11 protein-coding genes are annotated in these 17228 nt (G+C 72.7%); 5 read left to right on the top strand and 6 right to left on the bottom strand.

What is annotated here, in order from left to right:
• Positions 1-157: 157 nt before the first annotated feature.
• The gene (locus E6P78_RS26605) at positions 158-355 is read left to right on the top strand and encodes a hypothetical protein (protein ID WP_136206192.1); all 198 of its coding nucleotides are present in this window, start codon (positions 158-160) and stop codon (positions 353-355) included.
• 128 nt (positions 356-483) lie between these two features.
• Positions 484-1944, top strand: a complete 1461-nt coding sequence (locus E6P78_RS26600; RefSeq protein ID WP_136206191.1) for a hypothetical protein — start codon at positions 484-486, stop codon at positions 1942-1944.
• A gap of 93 nt (positions 1945-2037) precedes the next feature.
• Here the strand turns inward: E6P78_RS26600 and E6P78_RS26595 are convergent, their stop codons facing one another.
• Positions 2038-2394: an iron-sulfur cluster assembly accessory protein gene (locus E6P78_RS26595; protein WP_018555456.1), complete on the bottom strand. Its 357-nt coding sequence runs from the start codon at positions 2392-2394 to the stop codon at positions 2038-2040.
• A gap of 243 nt (positions 2395-2637) precedes the next feature.
• Between E6P78_RS26595 and nadA the strand changes: the two genes are divergently transcribed.
• The 3 genes from nadA to E6P78_RS26575 all read left to right on the top strand — a co-directional run bounded on the left by nadA (position 2638) and on the right by E6P78_RS26575 (position 10426).
• Complete coding sequence (gene nadA, locus E6P78_RS26585; protein WP_136206189.1) at positions 2638-3837, top strand: quinolinate synthase NadA; 1200 nt, start codon at positions 2638-2640, stop codon at positions 3835-3837.
• 120 nt (positions 3838-3957) lie between these two features.
• Complete coding sequence (locus E6P78_RS26580; protein ID WP_136206188.1) at positions 3958-5367, top strand: hypothetical protein; 1410 nt, start codon at positions 3958-3960, stop codon at positions 5365-5367.
• Positions 5357-10426, top strand: a complete 5070-nt coding sequence (locus E6P78_RS26575) for a tetratricopeptide repeat protein (protein ID WP_136206187.1) — start codon at positions 5357-5359, stop codon at positions 10424-10426. Before E6P78_RS26580 ends, E6P78_RS26575 begins: the two co-directional genes overlap by 11 nt.
• 99 nt (positions 10427-10525) lie before the next feature.
• Here the strand turns inward: E6P78_RS26575 and E6P78_RS26570 are convergent, their stop codons facing one another.
• The 5 genes from E6P78_RS26570 to E6P78_RS26545 all read right to left on the bottom strand — a co-directional run bounded on the left by E6P78_RS26570 (position 10526) and on the right by E6P78_RS26545 (position 17192).
• Positions 10526-13681: an efflux RND transporter permease subunit gene (locus tag E6P78_RS26570; RefSeq protein WP_136206186.1), complete on the bottom strand. Its 3156-nt coding sequence runs from the start codon at positions 13679-13681 to the stop codon at positions 10526-10528.
• Between the two features lie 279 nt (positions 13682-13960).
• Positions 13961-14656 (bottom strand): response regulator transcription factor, encoded by a 696-nt coding sequence (locus E6P78_RS26560; protein WP_136206185.1) that lies wholly within the window; start codon positions 14654-14656, stop codon positions 13961-13963.
• Positions 14653-15924: a sensor histidine kinase gene (locus tag E6P78_RS26555; protein ID WP_136206184.1), complete on the bottom strand. Its 1272-nt coding sequence runs from the start codon at positions 15922-15924 to the stop codon at positions 14653-14655. Before E6P78_RS26555 ends, E6P78_RS26560 begins: the two co-directional genes overlap by 4 nt.
• 203 nt (positions 15925-16127) lie before the next feature.
• A complete protein-coding gene (locus tag E6P78_RS26550; RefSeq protein ID WP_136206183.1) occupies positions 16128-16406 on the bottom strand; it encodes a hypothetical protein in 279 nt (92 codons plus the stop codon).
• Between the two features lie 9 nt (positions 16407-16415).
• Complete coding sequence (locus E6P78_RS26545) at positions 16416-17192, bottom strand: PspA/IM30 family protein (RefSeq protein WP_136206182.1); 777 nt, start codon at positions 17190-17192, stop codon at positions 16416-16418.
• Positions 17193-17228 lie beyond the last annotated feature (36 nt).

Below are 17228 nucleotides of genomic sequence, written 5' to 3'. Positions count from 1 at the left end.
GGGGAGACTGCTCCTGCGGAGGTCGAGGGGAACGGATGACCGCGTTCCCCGGGGTGGCGTGACAGTTCACGCTACCCGTTCCCGCCTGCTCCGAAGCGGAAAAACTACCCGATAGTAGGGCTTTCTTCCCGAGCTCTGTGGTGCCTACGGTGCCGTTATGTCGAACCACATCGCCCCGCGCGAGTCCGAGTCCGGTCTGGCCGCGCTGCGCGGAGACTGCGCGCGGATGGCCCCGCACTGGGTGGCCCCCGCGAGGACCGCCCCCGCCCCTGTCGCACCGGCCCTGATCAACGGGGTGACCGTGCCGCCCGCCTCGGCGCGGCTGATCGACGCGATGGCGGATTACGGGGACTGAGACCGCGCCCGGCGTCGCCCCCGGGGAACCGTGCGCCCCTTCGCCCCGTCCCACCCGTGTCCGCCCCCAGCGGCGGGCCGTATGCCGGCCCAGGCGTATGACGGCGATGCAGGCGAAGGAGCGATCCGGTGAGCACCGAGCGACCCGACAACGACGTGACCACTCCCCGGCGGCGTTCGCCGCTGGTCGCGGCCTCGGTGGCGGCGGCCGTACTGCTGGCCGGTGGCGGCGGCGCGTACTGGGCCGCGACCGCGGCGGACGGCGGCGACGGCGCGCGGAGCGCGGCGGACAGCGGCGGCACCACTCCCCCGCCTCTGCCGCTGGACGGCGCCGACACACCCGCCACGCCGTCCGCCGATCCCTCCGGCCCGCCCGAGGGCATCGCTCCCGGTGAGCCCGATCCACATGGCGGCCGGCTGGTCTACCGCGCCTCCGGCACGCTCCCGGACGGCCCCGGCCGGGCGGCCGTCCAGCGTGCGAAGGGGACCGTGTCGGCCGCCGAGGTGACCCGGCTGGCCAAGGCGCTCGGGCTGACCGGCGCACCGCAGTCCGACGCCACGTTCTGGAAGGTGGGCTCCGACGGGGACGGCTCGGGGCCGGTCCTGCGGGTGGACAAGCAGGCGCCCGGGACCTGGACCTTCACCCGGTACGGCTCCGGCGGCACGGACAACTGCAAGAAGGGGGCCGTCTGTTCGGGCGCGCAGGTGGCGCCGGGCGGCTCCGGCTCGCCGGTGAGCGAGAAGGCTGCGAAGGCGGCCGCCGCGCCGGTGCTGAAGGCGGCCGGCCAGGACGACGCGGCGCTCGACGCGGGCCAGCTCATGGGCTCGGCCCGGGTGGTGAACGCCGATCCGGTGGTGGACGGGCTGCCCACGTACGGCTGGGCGACCGGCATCCAGGTGGGCCCGGACGGCGAAGTGATCGGCGGCGGCGGGCAGTTGAAGGCCCTGGAGAAGGGCGACGCCTATCCGGTGATCGGCGCGGCCGAGGCGCTGGACCGGCTGAACGCGGCGCAGCCTCCGTCGGGCGGGAAGATCGGCGGGTGCGCCACGCCCGCACCGCTGGCGAAGGGCACGAAGTCGTCGGGCGTCAGCTGCGGGGCCCGGACCGGCGCGGAACAACCGGTGACGACGGTGACGGTGGACAAGGCGGTCTTCGGCCTGGCGGTCCACTCCACGGGGGGCGAGCAGTTGCTCGTACCGTCCTGGATCTTCTCGGTGAAGCCGGCCGGTGGCAGGGGTGACACGGTCACCCAGGTGGCCGTGGACCCGAAGTACCTGACGCGGGAGCCGTCGCAGGGCACGACCCCGGACGGGGACGGTACGGCGCAGGCCCGCGCGGTCCAGTCGTACAGCGCCGGCGGGCGGTCCCTCACGGTGACGTTCTGGGGCGGCGCGTGCAGTACGTACACGGCGAGCGCGCGCGAGGACGGTGACGCGGTGCGGGTGAGCGTGAAGGAGACGAAGGCGGACCCGGACGAGGTCTGCGTGATGATCGCCGAGGAGCTGACCCGTACGGTCACGCTGGACCGGCCGCTGGACGGGCGGAAGGTGGTCGACGCGGCCTCGGGTTCCGCGGTGCCGCGCACCTGACGCCTTCGGCGTGATGTGACGTACGTACGGCGGCGGCCCCGGGATCGGAATCCCGGGGCCGCCGCCGTACCTCCGCCGCTACCGCTTCACACCTCAGCTGAAGGAGTCGCCGCAGGCGCAGGAGCCCGTGGCGTTCGGGTTGTCGATGGTGAAGCCCTGCTTCTCGATGGTGTCGACGAAGTCGACCGAGGCGCCGCCCAGGTACGGGGCGCTCATGCGGTCGGTGACGACCTTCACGCCGTCGAAGTCCTTCACGACGTCACCGTCGAGGGAACGCTCGTCGAAGAAGAGCTGGTAGCGCAGGCCCGAGCAGCCGCCGGGCTGGACGGCGACGCGGAGAGCCAGGTCCTCGCGGCCTTCCTGCTCCAGCAGGGCCTTGACCTTGGCTGCGGCGGCGTCGGACAGGAGGATGCCGTCGCTCACGGTGGTGGTCTCGTCCGATACGGACATCTGCTTCTCTCCCGGGTTGTACGGAGACTGCTTGCCGACGTTGCAACCGTCGGGACCGCGGATTCATTCCGGGCCGCGCGCTTGCCTGTTCCCTTCATGCTCGCACACCGGTCCTACAGGCGGATGCGTCACACTGACGCTATCGGCATCGTCAAAGTGACGTGAAGAGGCTATGATAGATAGCGTCAATTAGACGAAAAGGCTTTCTCCGCAGAGAAGTCCGCAGAAGAAAGGGTGCGTGACGTGACCACGGCCCACCCCGTCCAGGACCTCGATGTCCAGCCGACGCCCCTCGCCCTGCTCCTGCTCGGCCGCGACGCCGACCCCAGGAGCGAGCGCGGTGTCGAGTGCCCCGGCGACCTGCCCTCCCCCTCCGACCCGGACCTGGTGGAGCGCGCCCGCGCGGCCAAGGAGAAGCTGGGGGAGAAGGTCTTCGTCCTGGGACACCACTACCAGCGCGACGAGGTCATCCAGTTCGCGGACGTGACCGGCGACTCCTTCAAGCTCGCCCGGGACGCCGCGGCCCGCCCGGAGGCCGAGTACATCGTCTTCTGCGGTGTGCACTTCATGGCCGAGTCCGCGGACATCCTGACCACCGACGACCAGAAGGTCGTACTGCCCGACCTGGCGGCGGGCTGCTCGATGGCCGACATGGCCACCGCCGAGCAGGTCGCCGAGTGCTGGGACGTGCTGACCGAGGCGGGCGTCGCCGAGCAGGTCGTGCCCGTCTCCTACATGAACTCCTCCGCCGACATCAAGGCCTTCACCGGCCGTCACGGCGGCACGATCTGCACCTCGTCCAACGCGAAGCGCGCCCTGGAGTGGGCCTTCGACCAGGGGGAGCCCTCGGCGGTCAAGGTCCTCTTCCTGCCCGACCAGCACCTGGGCCGCAACACCGCCGTCCGGGACATGGGCATGTCCCTGGAGGACTGCGTCCTCTACAACCCGCACAAGCCGAACGGCGGCCTCACCGCCGAGGAGCTGCGCGACGCGAAGATGATCCTGTGGCGCGGGCACTGCTCGGTGCACGGCCGCTTCTCGGTGGAGTCCGTCAACGACGTGCGCGCCCGGATACCCGGCGTCAACGTGCTGGTGCACCCGGAGTGCAAGCACGAGGTCGTCGCCGCGGCGGACCACGTCGGCTCGACGGAGTACATCATCAAGGCCCTGGAGGCGGCCCCGGCCGGCTCCAAGTGGGCGATCGGCACCGAGCTGAACCTCGTGCGCCGCCTGGCGAACCGTTTCGCCGCCGAGGACAAGGAGATCGTCTTCCTCGACAAGACGGTGTGCTTCTGCTCGACGATGAACCGCATCGACCTGCCGCACCTGGTGTGGACGCTGGAGTCGCTGGCGGAGGGCAAGCTGGTGAACCGGATCACGGTGGACGCGGAGACCGAGAAGTACGCGAAGCTGGCGCTGGAACGGATGCTGGCGCTGCCGTAAGGATTTCCCCCTACCACCGAACGACCGGAAACAGCCGAGTTTGTCCGGACCGGCACCGGGACGCCCCTCCCGTACCTACGCTGCTGTCCTCACAGCACGCGGGTACGGGGGCGGGGCCACATGACACAGCGCAGCAGGGTCGACGATCTGGTGGTCGTCGTGCCGGGCATTCTGGGCAGCCGGCTGGCCGACGCGGACGGGCACGAGGTCTGGGGGCTCTCCGGCCCGGCCCTGCTCCGCGGCATTCGCACGTTCGGCCGCTCCGTCACCGGCCTGACGCTGCCTCCCGACCTGGGCGACGAGCACCCGGGCGACGGTGTGCGCCCGCTCGGTCCGATGCGCGATCTGCACGGACTGTTCGGCATCGGGACGCTCGTGGACGGCTACGACGGCTTCCTGGAGTGGCTGGAGAACAACTTCACGCTCCGCCGCCGCACGAAGAAGGACGAAGCGGACTCCCCCGCCAACCTGCTCGCCTTCGCCTACGACTGGCGGCTGTCCTGCCGCTACAACGCCGACCGGCTCGCCGAGCGGGTGGACGAGGAGCTCGGCCGCTGGCGCGCCTCGGCGCCGGAGCGGGCGGAGGCCCGCGTCGTCTTCGTCTGCCACTCGATGGGCGGCCTGGTCACCCGCCAGTACGTGGAACGCCGCGGCGGCGCGGAGGTGACGCGCCGCGTCATCACCCTCGGAACCCCCTACCGGGGCTCCCTGGACGCCCTCCTCGACCTCGTCAACGGGGTGGGCCCGGCCGGTATCGGCCTCACCGCGTTCGCCCGCGGCCTTCCGTCCCTCCACCAGCTGGTCCCCGACTACGCCGCGCTGATCACCGCGCCGGGCGGGCCGCTGCGGTACGCCCGTGAGGTGACCGGCCTGCCCGGCACCGACGCGGCCCTGCTCAAGGACGCCGCCGGCTTCCACGAGGCGCTGCGCGAGTCCGGCGCGGGTGCGGCGTACGGAGTGGAGTACGTACCGGTCAGCGGGGTGCTCCAGCCGACCCCGACCACCGCCGAGGTCCGGGGCGAGCGGCTGGCCGGCCTGCTCACGATCGACGGGGCCGACGAGGGCGGCGACGGCCGCGTGCCCAGGCTCTCCAGCGCCCATGTGGGATCGGCCGGAAGGCCCGCGTACACGCCCTGGGAGAGGCACGGCTCGCTCCAGAACAACACGGCGCTGCGCCAGGCCCTCTACAACTGGCTCACCCCGGACCCGCCGGTCCACCGGGGCCCGGAGACCGCGGACGTCCCGCTGGCGGTGGACGCTCCGGACACGGTCACCGAGGGCGAGGTGTACGAGCTGCGGGCCACGGTCCCCCCGGACATACCGGGCCACGACCGGGTGGCCGTCTTCGCGACGGCCGAGGGCGGGCCGGTGCGGACGCTGGACAACCTGGGCGGGGGCCGTTACGCGGCACGCCTGGCCGGACTGCCGGCCGGGCCGCACCGGGTGCGGGTGAGTACGGGAAACGCGGGCCATGTGGTGATGACCGCTCTGGTGCTGGTACGGGAAGACGAGGCGAACGATGGTGTGTGAGGCGGACGTGGACGTGGTGCACGACGAGGGGCACGAGCCGGCGGGAACGGCGCTGTGCGTGGTGTGCGAGAAGTACGCCGACGAGCGGAGCTTTCCCCGGCTGACCGGGGCGGTGGCCCAGATGGAGGGAATCGCGGAGCTGCTGGCGGAGCGGGGGATCGCGGCGCGGGTGGTGGGTGGCGGGAACCCGTCCTGGCCGGCCTTCGACGATGCCCTCACCGCCTGGAGCGAGGGCTGGCGGGCGTCCGGGGCGGCGAAGCCCGCGATCATCGTCTGGTCCGGGCACGGCGTGCTGGTCGACGACGAACTGCGCCTCGCGCTCTGCGACCTGGATCTGGACGTCGAGCAGGTGACCCGTGACGCACGCGCCCTCAGGCGGGGCGTCTCGGCCGAGACCCTGGTCAACGAGGCGGTTGCGTCGGGCGCTGACCAGATTCTGCTGATCGTCGACACCTGCCATGCGGGGGACGCGGTGGGCCGGGGCCTGGAGAAGGCTCTGCGGCGCTGGGAGACCGCGTCCACTGAGCCCGGCCGGGCTCAGTGGCTCGGGATCATGGCGAGCTGCCGGCGCGGCGAGACGTCGGACGGCGACGGCCCGCTGCTCACCGCGCTGGCGGAGGTGCTGAGGGCGGGTCCGGCCACCACCGACTACCGCTCGGCGTGGAGCGCACACAACGCGTGGATCAGCGGCCCGGACCTGCTGGCCGCACTCGGTGAGCGCTGGCGCGGCGAGGGCCAGACACCCGTGTCCGCCACCCTGGGCACCGGCCGGCCGGTCTTCCCGAACCCGCGCCATGTGCCCGGGGCCCCGGCCCGGCTGGTGGAGCACCTGGTGCTCGCGGCGCGCGGGGTCGGGTACCGCGAGGAGGGCTGGTTCTTCACGGGCCGCAAGGAGGTGCTGGGCCGGATCGTCGCCTGGCTGGAGGCGGACGAGGCCGGGCTCTTCCTGGTGACCGGTCCGGCGGGTAGCGGCAAGTCGGCCGTGCTGGGCCGGATCGCGACGCTCACCGATCCCGCGCAGCGCAAGGAGGCCGAGGCCCGGGGCGGCCTGCGCGAGGACGACCCGGACCCGGGCCCGCGCCCCGAGCGCTCCCTCGCCTCGGTGCATCTGCGGGGCCTGAGCCCGTTGCAGGCGGCCTCGGAGCTGGCCCGGCAGCTGGGGCTGCCGGAGCCCCGCAACACGGACGACTTCCGGGGCGAGCTGCGTGAGCTGTCCCCGCAGCCGGTGCTGGTTCTCGACGGCCTGGACGAAGTGCCCGCCGAGCATCTGCGCGCCATGATCGAGGAGCTGGTCTTCCCACTCGGGCGGGCGGTCCCGGTCCTGCTCGGCTCCCGCGAACGCGCGTTCCGCAGCCGCCTGGCGGACGGCGGGCACCAGGACGAGACCCTGCCGGACGCGCTGGCCAGGCTGATCGGCGCGGGCGTCACCACCGCGGACCTGGAGCGGGAGCCGCACACGCAGGAGGACATCGCCGAGTACGTGTTCCGCCGGTGCGCGGCGGCCGGTGTCCCGGAGGGCCGGGCGCGGGAGACGGGCGACGCGGTCGCCTCGCGTGCCACGGCGGTGGGCGGCGGGTTCCTGTTCGCCCGGCTGGTGACGGGGTCGCTGCTGGCGCGGGGGCGTGCCGCCGGGGAGGAGCGGTGGCAGGACGGTCTGCCGGGCTCCATCGAGGCCGCGTTCGAGGACGACCTGCGGGCGGGACCGGTCCGGGTCCTGGCGGACGGCAGCGAACTGCCGTCCGCCGCCCGGGATCTGCTGACCGCACTGGCGTGGACGGTGGGGCGCGGCATGCCCGCCGGTGGCGTCTGGGAGGAGGTCGCCGGGGCGCTGGGCGGCCGTGACGTGCCGTACGACGAGAGCGACGTGGACTGGGTGCTGTCCGCCTACGGGCGGTACGTCGTCGAGGACTCGGAGGACGGGCAGGCGGTGTACCGGCTGTACCACCGGGAGTTCGTGTCCCATCTCGCGGACCGGGAGGTGCCGGGGGGCGCGGAGGCCGCGGAAGTGGTGCTCGCCGCGCTCGTCGCGCACGCCGAGCGGCGCGCGGCGGACGGTGGCTGGGGGGCGGTCGATCCGTACGTGGTGCGGGGGCTGTCGCGGCACGCCGTGCGGGCGGGTGCGCCGGGGATCGGGATGCTGCGGGAACTGGCGGCGCGGGTCGGGCCGAGCGCGGTGCCGGTTCTGGCCCAGGCGTTGCACGGCTTCTCCGCCCGGCTCGGGGCGGACGGGGACCTGGACGGGGCGCTGAGTGCGGCGCGGCAGGCCGCCGGCCTCTACGAGGCGCTGGAGGAGGCCGCTCCCGGGTCCTGCACGACGTCCCTGGTCCACACGCTCGTCAGCGTCGCCAACCGGTGCGCCGACATCGGCGACCGCGAAGGGGCGCTGGCTCCGGCGCGTGAGGCGGTCGCGCTCCAACGGAGCCTCGCCGACGCTGGAGGCAGTGAGTCCCGGCCCGACCTGGCCCTCGCCCTCGCCCTCGCCACGCTCGGCCGACGCCTCCACGACATCGGTGACCGCGAGGGAGCGCTCACGCTCACGCGGGCCGCCGTCGGCATGTTCCGGCAGCTCACCGAAGGCGAACCGGCGGCCTTCCGGCCACGACTCGCCGGCGCGCTGACCAACCTGTCGGTGAGTCTGTCAGCCGTCGGGGAACGCCGGGCCGCCGTTGCCCCGGCGCAGGAGGCCGTGGAGATGTACACCGAGCTCGCCGCCGCGCACCCCGATGAGTTCCTGGCCCCCCTCGCCTCTTCCCTCACCAATCTGGCGAGCAGCCTCAAGTCCGTCGGACGTCACGAGGAGGCGCTTCCGCACGCGCTGGCGGCGGTCCGGGTCAACCGGAAGGTGGCCGACCGCCACCCCACCGCCCTGCGGGCCGCCCTGGCGGGCTCCCTGACCAACGTGTCCGTGCACCGGGCGGACGTGGGTGACCTGCCGGGTTGCCTCGCACCCGCGCGGGAGGCCGTGGAGATCTGCCGGGAACTCGTCGCACGTCACCCGGCCGCCTTCCAGCCCGACCTGGCCGGCGCCCTCCACAATCTGGCGGACCGGCTCTCCGCCGCCGGGGACGACGAGGGCGCGCTCGCTCCGGCACGTGAGGCCGCGCGCATGTTCGCCGGGCTCGCCAAGCAGCACCCCGACGTCTTTCAGCCGGATCTCGCCCGGTCCCTGACCTCCCTGGCCAACAAGACCGCTGCCGCGGGAGACCTGGCGTCGGCGGTGCTGCTCGCCCGCGAGGCCGTCCGCCTCCAGCGCGAACTGACCCGGGACCGGCCGACGGCCTCCCTGCCGGGGCTGGCCGCGATGCTCAACAACCTCGCCATGCATCTCGGCACCGCGGGTGAGCCCGCGGCGGCTCTGCCCCACGCCGAGGAAGCGACCACGCTGTACGGGCGCCTCGCCACCGACGACCGGGACGCCTTCCTCCCTGAGTACGCGGTGGCCCTCAGTAACCTCGGCAACTTTCGCGCGAACCTGGGCGACCTGTCGGGGGCGCTCGCCACCGGCCGGGAAGCGGTCGCGATCCGACGGGAACTCGCCGCACAGCAGCCCGCCGTCTTCCGGCAGGAGCTGGCCACCGCACTCACCAATCTCGCCGCCCACCTGAACAGGGCCCAGGAACCGGCGGAGGGGCTGCGGGCATCGGAGGAGTCCGTCGCGCTCCTGCGTGAACTCGTCCCGCATGCGCCCGCCCTCCGCCCCTCCCTCGCCGGCTCGCTCGGCACCCTGGCCCAGAACCTCGCCGGAACCGGCAATCCGGAGCAGGCTCTGACAGCGGCCCGCGAAGGCGTCGGGCTCTGGCACGAGCTCGTGGACGGGCACAGCGGCGCCCACCTTCCCGGCCTGGCTCTCGCCCTGCGGAATCTCGGCAAGCTCCTGGAGATGAACCAGGACCCCGAAGGGGCCGTGAGCGCGGCCGGGGACGCGGTCACCGCCTACCGGACCGTGGCGCTGGACAACCCACGGGCCTTCGCGAACGACCTGCTGCACGCCCTCGGCGACCTGGCCCGGGTGCTCGCCCGCACCGACGACCACACCTCGGCGGTCGAGGCATTCGAGGCGGTCGCGGCGGAGTTCGCCGACGTGCACCCCGAGACCTCCCGGCGCCTCGGTGTCGAGCGGAGCATCTTCCTGCTGGACTGCCCCGGCGCCCGCCCCTCGGACGGCGTGCGGGAACTCGTGTCGTTCCTCGGCGCGGACGGGGGCGCCGAGCCGGAGAGCGGGCCGGACACGGTGACCGTACGGGCCCGGCAGGCGCTTCGCGACCACGCCGACACCGAGGCCGTACGCGCCGCGTGGGAGGCGGAGACCTTCGGCCCGGCACCCGCCTGGCTCACCCTGTCGGCCAAGACGCTGGAGCTGGTCGCCTCCTGGATGTTCTCGCCCGACTGGCCCGCTTCACGCGACTTCTGGTCCCGCAACGCCGACGCGCTCGGCGGCGAGGAGACGGCGACGGCCCTTGAGGAGCTGGCGCTCCTGGACCCCGGCACCGCACAGCGGCACGCCGCGCTCCGCATGGCCGTACTCACCCACGGCGTGACCGCCGCCTACGACCCGCTGATCCTCGCGGAGCAGACGGCCGAGTGGGTGGGCTGCGAGTCCTGGGCGGAGTCGCGGGCCTTCCTCCAGGACCACCCGCGCCTCCTGGGGGTCCGGCCGACCCAGGACACCCCGCTCTCGCACGTCGCCCTCCTCGATGTCTCCCGCTCGGAGGGACTGGACGCCGCCTACCGGCTCGTCGAGGACCGCGACGCCCTCCAGGCCTACGTGGAGAGGGCGTTGGCGGCCGGGGACGGCACCGCGCTGATGCACGCGGCGGCCATCGAGGGGCAGGTCTTCGGCGACCAGCTGTCCTCCCTCACCCACGCGCAGGCGGGCATGGTGCTCGCCGGCGCCGTCGAGGGCATCGAACCGGACGAGCTGGGCACGCTGCTCCCCCGCGCGCGCGAGGAGATCCGTGTCCGGCTGCTGAGGGAGATCGCCGGCCTCAGCGTCCAGCACGCCCGCCCGCACGGCGAGCTGTGGCTCCGCATGGTCCAGGCGCTCAGCGGGGCCGCCTGACGCCGATCGCTCCGGGGACGTCACCCGCCGGAGAACCCGAAGGGGCCTGTCCCGCACGCTGGTGCGGGACAGGCCCCTCGTCATGCCGGGCGGACCGGATCAGGCCTTCACCGGCTCCGGCTCGTCGGAGGAGGTCTCCTGCGACTCGGCCGAGGCCGGGAGGCCCGCCTTCCCGGCTCGCTTGGCGGCCTTCTTCCTGGCGCGGCGTTCCTTGCGCAGCTCGACCATCGCGTACAGCGTCGGCACCAGGAGGAGCGTCAGCAGGGTCGAGGTGATCAGGCCGCCGATGACGACCACGGCCAGCGGCTGGGAGATGAAGCCGCCCTCGCCGGTGACGCCGAGCGCCATCGGGAGGAGGGCGAAGATCGTCGCCAGGGCGGTCATGAGGATCGGGCGCAGACGGTGGCGGCCGCCCTCGACGACCGCTTCGACGACGCCCATGCCCCGGGTGCGGTACTGGTTGATCAGGTCGATCAGGACGATCGCGTTGGTCACCACGATGCCGATCAGCATCAGCATGCCGATCATCGCCGGGATGCCCATCGGGGTGTCGGTGATGAGGAGCAGGCCGATCGCGCCGGTGGCCGCGAACGGGATGGAGACCAGCAGGATCAGCGGCTGGATCAGCGACCGGAAGGTGGCGACCAGCAGCATGAAGACGATCGCGATGGCCGCCAGCATGGCCAGAGCCAGCTTCGTGGTCGCGTCGCTCTGGTCCTGGGTGACGCCGCCGATGGTCGCGGTGGCACCGTCCGGGAGGTCGAGGGCGTCCATCGCCTTCTGAAGGTCCTTGCTGACCGCGCCGGTGTCGTCATCGGTGGGCTTGGCGGTGATCGTGGCGGCGCGCTGACCGTCGATCCGGGTCATGGAGACCGGTCCGGGGACCTCTTCCACAGTGGCGATCGAGCCGAGCTTGACCCCGCCGAGCGAAAGGTCCTTCAGCTCCTGCATGGTGGTGGCCGGGTGGGCCGACTTGATGACGACGTCGCGCTCGGTGTCGTCCATGACCGCCTTGCCGGACGGGGTGCCGCGCACCGCTGCGGCGACGGCAGCGCCCAGCGTGGCCTGGGTGTAACCGGCGTCGGCGGCCTTGTCGTTGGCCTTGACCGAGATCCGCGGAACGCTCTGCGCCAGGTCGCTCTGGACGTCGGTGACGTTCTTGAGCTTGGCGACCGCGGCGCGCACCTGCTCGGATGCCTTCTTCAGCGTGTCCCCGTCGGCCGACTTGACCACGACGCTCAGGTCCTGGCTGCCGAAGCCGCCGGCCGAGGCGATGGTGGTGTCACCGATGCCGTCGAGCTTGCCGAGAGCCTCCTCGATGCGCTTCTGGGCGTCGTCGTAGTCGGCGGCGTCCTTCAGGGTGACCTGGTAGGAGGCCTGGTTGGCGCCCGTGCCGCCGCCGAAGGCCGCCATGAAGCCGGACGAGCCGACGGTGACCTGGTAGTCCTTCACACCCTTGTCATCGGCGAGGACCTTCTCGACCTTCTTGGCCGCCTCGTCGGCGGCCGCCAGGCTGGTGCCCGGGGTCAGCTCCTGCTTGACGGACAGGACTTCCTGCTCGCCCTGGTCGAAGAGCGTGGTCTTCAGCAGCGGGGCCATACCGAAGGTGGCGAGCAGCACCACCACGGCGATGACGACACTGGTGACGCGGCGGCGGGTGGCGAAGCGCAGCACCGGGACGTACAGCCGCTGGAGCCGGCTGCGGGCTTCCTTCTCCTCGGCCTCGCGACGCGCCTTCTCCGAGTCCTCGGCGGTGCCCTGGGGGGCGCGCAGGAACCAGTACGACAGGACGGGGACCACGGTCAGCGAGACCAGCAGGGAGGCCAGCAGGGCCGCGGTGACGGTCAGCGAGAACGAGCCGAAGAGCTGGCCGACCATGCCGCCGACCAGCCCGATCGGCAGGAAGACGGCGACCGTGGTGAGGGTCGAGGAGGTGACCGCGCCGGCCACTTCCTTCACCGCGGTGGTGATCGCCGACTGGCGCTCCTCGCCGTAGCCGAGGTGCCGCTTGATGTTCTCCAGGACGACGATCGAGTCGTCCACGACCCGGCCGATCGCGATGGTGAGCGCGCCCAGGGTCAGCATGTTGAGCGACAGGCCACGGGTCCAGAGCACGATCAGCGCGAGGACCACGGAGAGCGGGATGGAGACCGCGGTGACCAGGGTGGAGCGGAGCGAACCCAGGAAGACCAGGATCACGATGACCGCGAAGAGCAGGCCGAGCGCGCCCTCGGTGGTCAGGCCGGAGATCGCTTTGGAGACGGCGGGGCCCTGGTCGGAGACGACGGTCAGCTCGGCACCGGAGCCGAGGTCCTTGCGCAGGTCCGGGAGCTTGTCCTTGACGGCGTCGGAGATGGCGACGGCGCTGCCGTCCTTGTCCATCGTCGCCATGACGGCGAGGCTGGGCCGGCCGTTCGTCCGGGTGATGGAGTCCGCGGTGGCGGGCTCCTGCTTCACCGTGGCGATGTCACCGAGCCGGACCGGCTCGCCGGGCTTGCCGGATGCCGGGGTCTGACCGGAGACCCGCAGGTCCTCGATCTGCTTCAGCGAGGTGAAGGCCCCACCGACCTGGACGGTGCGGCTCTTGCCGGACTCGGAGAAGGAGCCCGCGGGAACGGTCGCGCCGCCCGCCTGGAGCGCCTGGGCGAGCGAGGCCGCGTTCAGTCCGGCTGCGGCGAGCTTCTTGTCGTTGGGGGTGACGGAGATCTGGAGGTCCCGGACACCGTCGACGGAGACCTGGCCGACGCCGTCGATGCCCTCAAGGGCGGGGACGACGGTGCGGTCCAGCTGGTCGGCGAGCGCCTGCTGGTCCTTGTCGGAGGTGACGGCGAGGACGACGGTCGGGATGTCGTCGGTCGAGCCGGCGATGACCTGCGGGTCGACGCCGTCGGGCAACTGGGCGCGGGCGCGGTTCACCGCCTGCTGGATGTCCGCGACGAGCTGCTTGGTGCCCTCGTCGCCGAAGTCGAAGGTCGCCATGATGACGGCGTTGCCCTCGCTGGCGGTCGACGTGAAGCCGGTGACGCCGTCGACGGCCTTGATCGAATTCTCGAGCGGTTCGACGACCTGCTTCTCGACCACATCGGGAGACGCGCCCTGGTAGGGGGCGAGCACCGACACCATCGGGAGCTCGATGGTGGGGAACAGCTGCTGCTTGAGCTGCGGGATCGCGATCGCGCCGAAAACGAGCGCGACGATCGAGATCAGCCCGATCAGGGCCCTTTGCGCGAGGCTGAATCTGGACAGCCAGGACATGGGTGGGTCTCTCTTCTGTGGCTTACGCGGCAGGTGGGCGGGTGACTGGGCCGTGTCCGCGAAGTCCCGCCCGGCCCACGACGCCTGGCGCGCACTCTCGCCGCACCAGACGCCGCGGACCGCGCCCTTCGGGCGTACGACGTGACTTTGCGGGCACGGTCCAGGGGACAGACCCGGCCCACCTATACGATCGCCGATCCCCTGGGCCGAAAGCGTCGGCCCCAGGGTTGCTTCCTTACGCCGCGCGTACCGCAGCTGGAGTACGCCCCGGCTGCACCCTCACTCCACCCGAGGACGCACCAGGCCCGATTCGTACGCGATTACCACCAGTTGGGCGCGGTCCCGGGCGCCCAGCTTCGCCATCGCCCTGTTCACATGCGTCTTGACGGTGAGTGGGCTGACGACCAGCCGCTCGGCGATCTCGTCGTTGGACAGCCCGCCCGCCACCAGGACCAGCACCTCGCGCTCCCGGCCGGTGAGGGCCGCCAGCCGCTCGGTGTACACCGCCGCGCCCGGCCCCTCGTCGGCCCCGTTCCCGCTCTGCGCGAGGAACCTGGCGATCAGCCCCTTGGTCGCGGCGGGCGACAGCAGCGCCTCGCCCCCGGCAGCGATCCGGATGGCGTTGAGGAGTTCGTCCGGTTCGGCGCCCTTGCCGAGGAAGCCCGAGGCGCCGGCGCGCAGCGACTGCACCACGTACTCGTCCACCTCGAAGGTGGTGAGCATGACCACGCGGACGCCCGCGAGATCCGGGTCGGCGCTGATCATCCGGGTCGCGGTCAGCCCGTCCGTGCCGGGCATCCGGATGTCCATCAGCACCACGTCGGGCCGTTCGGTGCGGGCCGCTTCCACGGCCTGCGCCCCGTCCGCGGCCTCGCCCACCACCCGCATGTCGGGCTCCGAGTCGACCAGCACCCGGAACGCGCTGCGCAGCAGCGCCTGGTCGTCGACGAGCAGGACCTTGATGGCCGATGTCATGCGTTCTCCCCCGTCCGGTCCGCCGCGCCCGGCCGACCGGGCTCCTGCGCGCGGGCCTCGACGGGCAGGATCGCATGGACGCGGAAGCCGCCCCCGTAGCGGGGACCGGCGGTGAGGGTGCCGCCGAGGGCGGTGACGCGTTCGCGCATCCCGAGCAGGCCGTGGCCGCCGCCGTACGGGGCCTGCGGGGTGCCGGCGGCGTGGCCCCGGCCGTTGTCCAGCACCATGACCTCGGCCGTGGCTCCGACCCGTACGACACTCACCTCGGCCCTGGCGCCCGGCCCCGCGTGCTTGCGCACGTTGGTCAGGGCCTCCTGGATCACCCGGTACGCGGCCAGGTCGACGGCCGAGGGCAGCGGCGGGTCGTCCCCCACCGCGCAGGCCACCTCGACGGACAGTCCCGCCTGCCGCACGCTCGCCACGAGTGCGCCGAGCAGGGCGAGCCCGGGTGCCGGTTCGGTGGGGGCCTCCGGGTCGCCGGACTGGCGCAGCAGCCCGACGGTGGCGCGGAGCTCGTTGAGCGCGGAGCGGCTTGCCTCGCGGACGTGGGCGAGGGCCTGTTTGGCCTGGTCGGGGCGCTTGTCCATGACGTGGGCCGCGACCCCGGCCTGCACGTTGACCAGGGCGATGTGGTGGGCGACGACGTCGTGCAGGTCGCGGGCGATGCGCAGCCGTTCCTCGGCCACCCGGCGGCGGGCCTCCTCCTCGCGGGTGCGCTCGGCCCGTTCGGCGCGCTCCCGGATCGCGTCGACGAACGCGCGCCGGGAGCGGACCGCGTCGCCCGCGGCGCCGGCCATGCCGGTCCAGGCGAAGACGCCCAGGTTCTCCTGGCTGTACCAGGGCGGTGAGCCGAAGAGCATGGCGGCGGCCGTGAGCGCGGCCATCGTGAGCAGCCCGACCCGCCAGGTGGTGGGCCGGTCGGTGCGGGCGGCGACGGTGTACAGCGCGATGACCGCGCTCATCACGACCGGGGCCGGCGGGTCGGCCGTGACCAGCTCGACCACGGTCAGGGCGCCGGTGGCGGCGAGCACCGCCATCGGCTCGCGGCGCCGCCGGATCAGGGCCAGGGCGCCCAGCGCCATCAGCAGCAGGCTGCTCGCCGCGGGGGTGCGGGTGCCGAAGATGGGCACGTCGTGCCCGCCCGGATCGGCGAACGATCCGGTGATCATGGCCACGAGCACGGCCAGGGCGAGCGCGCCGTCCAGCGCGAGGGGATGGCCGCGCAGCCAGTGGCGGATGCGCAGGACCCCGGTTCCGAGGGTGGTCACGTCAAGCTACGTTACGGCGTGTCGCTGGCGGGCCGGCCCGGCCGCCCGGGAGCGGCGGACCGGGCACCCTCGCCCTACCCTGCGCTCCTGGTCGCCCGGAAGCGCAGGGCGCGCGGCGGGGGCCGCCCGTACGGCACTGTGCCCCGCGTCCGGTGGGCCGGGCGCGGGGCGCGGTGCTGTGGGTGCTGGAGAGCCGCCGGGTGTCAGCCGGGGATCAGGCCGTCGTCGCTGAGCATGGCGCGTACCTCTTCGAGGGTCGCGTCGGGCGACGGCAGGATCAGCTCGGACGGCTCCAGGGAGTCGTCGGGCAAGGGTGTGCCGAGTTCGCGCACCCGGGCCAGGAGCGCGTGGAGGGTGGTGCGGAAGCCCGGCCCGTCACCGCGCTCCATCTCGGTGAGCAGGGCGTCGTCGAGCTTGTCGAGCTCGGCGAGATGACTGTCGGCCAGGACTGCCTGGCCCTCCCCCATGATCCGTACGATCATGACGCTGCCTTAATTCTTGTCGAACTTGTGCGTCGGACTGGACTGCTGCTGGGCGTCCTGCGGGCCGCCCTCGATCGCCTGCTGCGAGGAGGAGCCGCCGGCCAGTTCGGCCTTCATCCGCTGAAGTTCCAGCTCCACATCCGTACCACCGGAGATCCGGTCCAGCTCGGCGGCGATGTCGTCCTTCGCCGTGCCGCTCGGGTCGTCGAGGGCGCCGGAGGCGAGCAGCTCGTCGATCGCGCCCGCGCGCGCCTGCAGCTGCTGGGTCTTGTCCTCGGCCCGCTGAATGGCCAGGCCGACGTCGCCCATCTCCTCGGAGATGCCGGAGAAGGCCTCCCCGATCCGGGTCTGCGCCTGGGCCGCCGTGTAGGTGGCCTTGATGGTCTCCTTCTTCGTACGGAAGGCATCCACCTTGGCCTGCAGCCGCTGGGCCGCCAGAGTGAGCTTCTCCTCCTCGCCCTGCAGCGTGGTGTGCTGCGTCTCCAGGTCGGTGACCTGCTGCTGGAGGGCGGCGCGGCGCGACAGCGCCTCGCGCGCCAGGTCCTCGCGGCCGAGCGCGAGCGCCTTGCGGCCCTGGTCCTCCAGCTTCGAAGACTGGCCCTGCAACTGGTTCAGCTGCAGCTCCAGCCGCTTGCGCGAGGTCGCCACATCGGCGACACCGCGGCGCACCTTCTGAAGCAGCTCCAGCTGCTTCTGGTACGAGTAATCGAGGGTCTCGCGCGGGTCTTCGGCCCGGTCAAGGGCCTTGTTCGCCTTCGCGCGGAAGATCATCCCCATACGCTTCATGACACCGCTCATGGGCTTCGCGCGCCCCCTTCTGAC

The organism is Streptomyces sp. A0958 (assembly GCF_004795035.1).
Lineage (GTDB): Bacteria > Actinomycetota > Actinomycetes > Streptomycetales > Streptomycetaceae > Streptomyces.
This window is presented reverse-complemented; position numbering and strand designations above follow the sequence as displayed.

What these genes read in the sequence shown, in the direction of transcription:
- E6P78_RS26605 (WP_136206192.1), top strand. Translation starts at nt 158, where the DNA reads ATGTCGAACCACATCGCCCCGCGCGAGTCCGAGTCCGGTCTGGCCGCG.
- E6P78_RS26595 (WP_018555456.1), bottom strand. Translation starts at nt 2,394, where the DNA reads ATGTCCGTATCGGACGAGACCACCACCGTGAGCGACGGCATCCTCCTG.
- E6P78_RS26580 (WP_136206188.1), top strand. Translation starts at nt 3,958, where the DNA reads ATGACACAGCGCAGCAGGGTCGACGATCTGGTGGTCGTCGTGCCGGGC.
- E6P78_RS26575 (WP_136206187.1), top strand. Translation starts at nt 5,357, where the DNA reads ATGGTGTGTGAGGCGGACGTGGACGTGGTGCACGACGAGGGGCACGAG.
- E6P78_RS26570 (WP_136206186.1), bottom strand. Translation starts at nt 13,681, where the DNA reads ATGTCCTGGCTGTCCAGATTCAGCCTCGCGCAAAGGGCCCTGATCGGG.
- E6P78_RS26560 (WP_136206185.1), bottom strand. Translation starts at nt 14,656, where the DNA reads ATGACATCGGCCATCAAGGTCCTGCTCGTCGACGACCAGGCGCTGCTG.
- E6P78_RS26550 (WP_136206183.1), bottom strand. Translation starts at nt 16,406, where the DNA reads ATGATCGTACGGATCATGGGGGAGGGCCAGGCAGTCCTGGCCGACAGT.
- E6P78_RS26545 (WP_136206182.1), bottom strand. Translation starts at nt 17,192, where the DNA reads ATGAAGCGTATGGGGATGATCTTCCGCGCGAAGGCGAACAAGGCCCTT.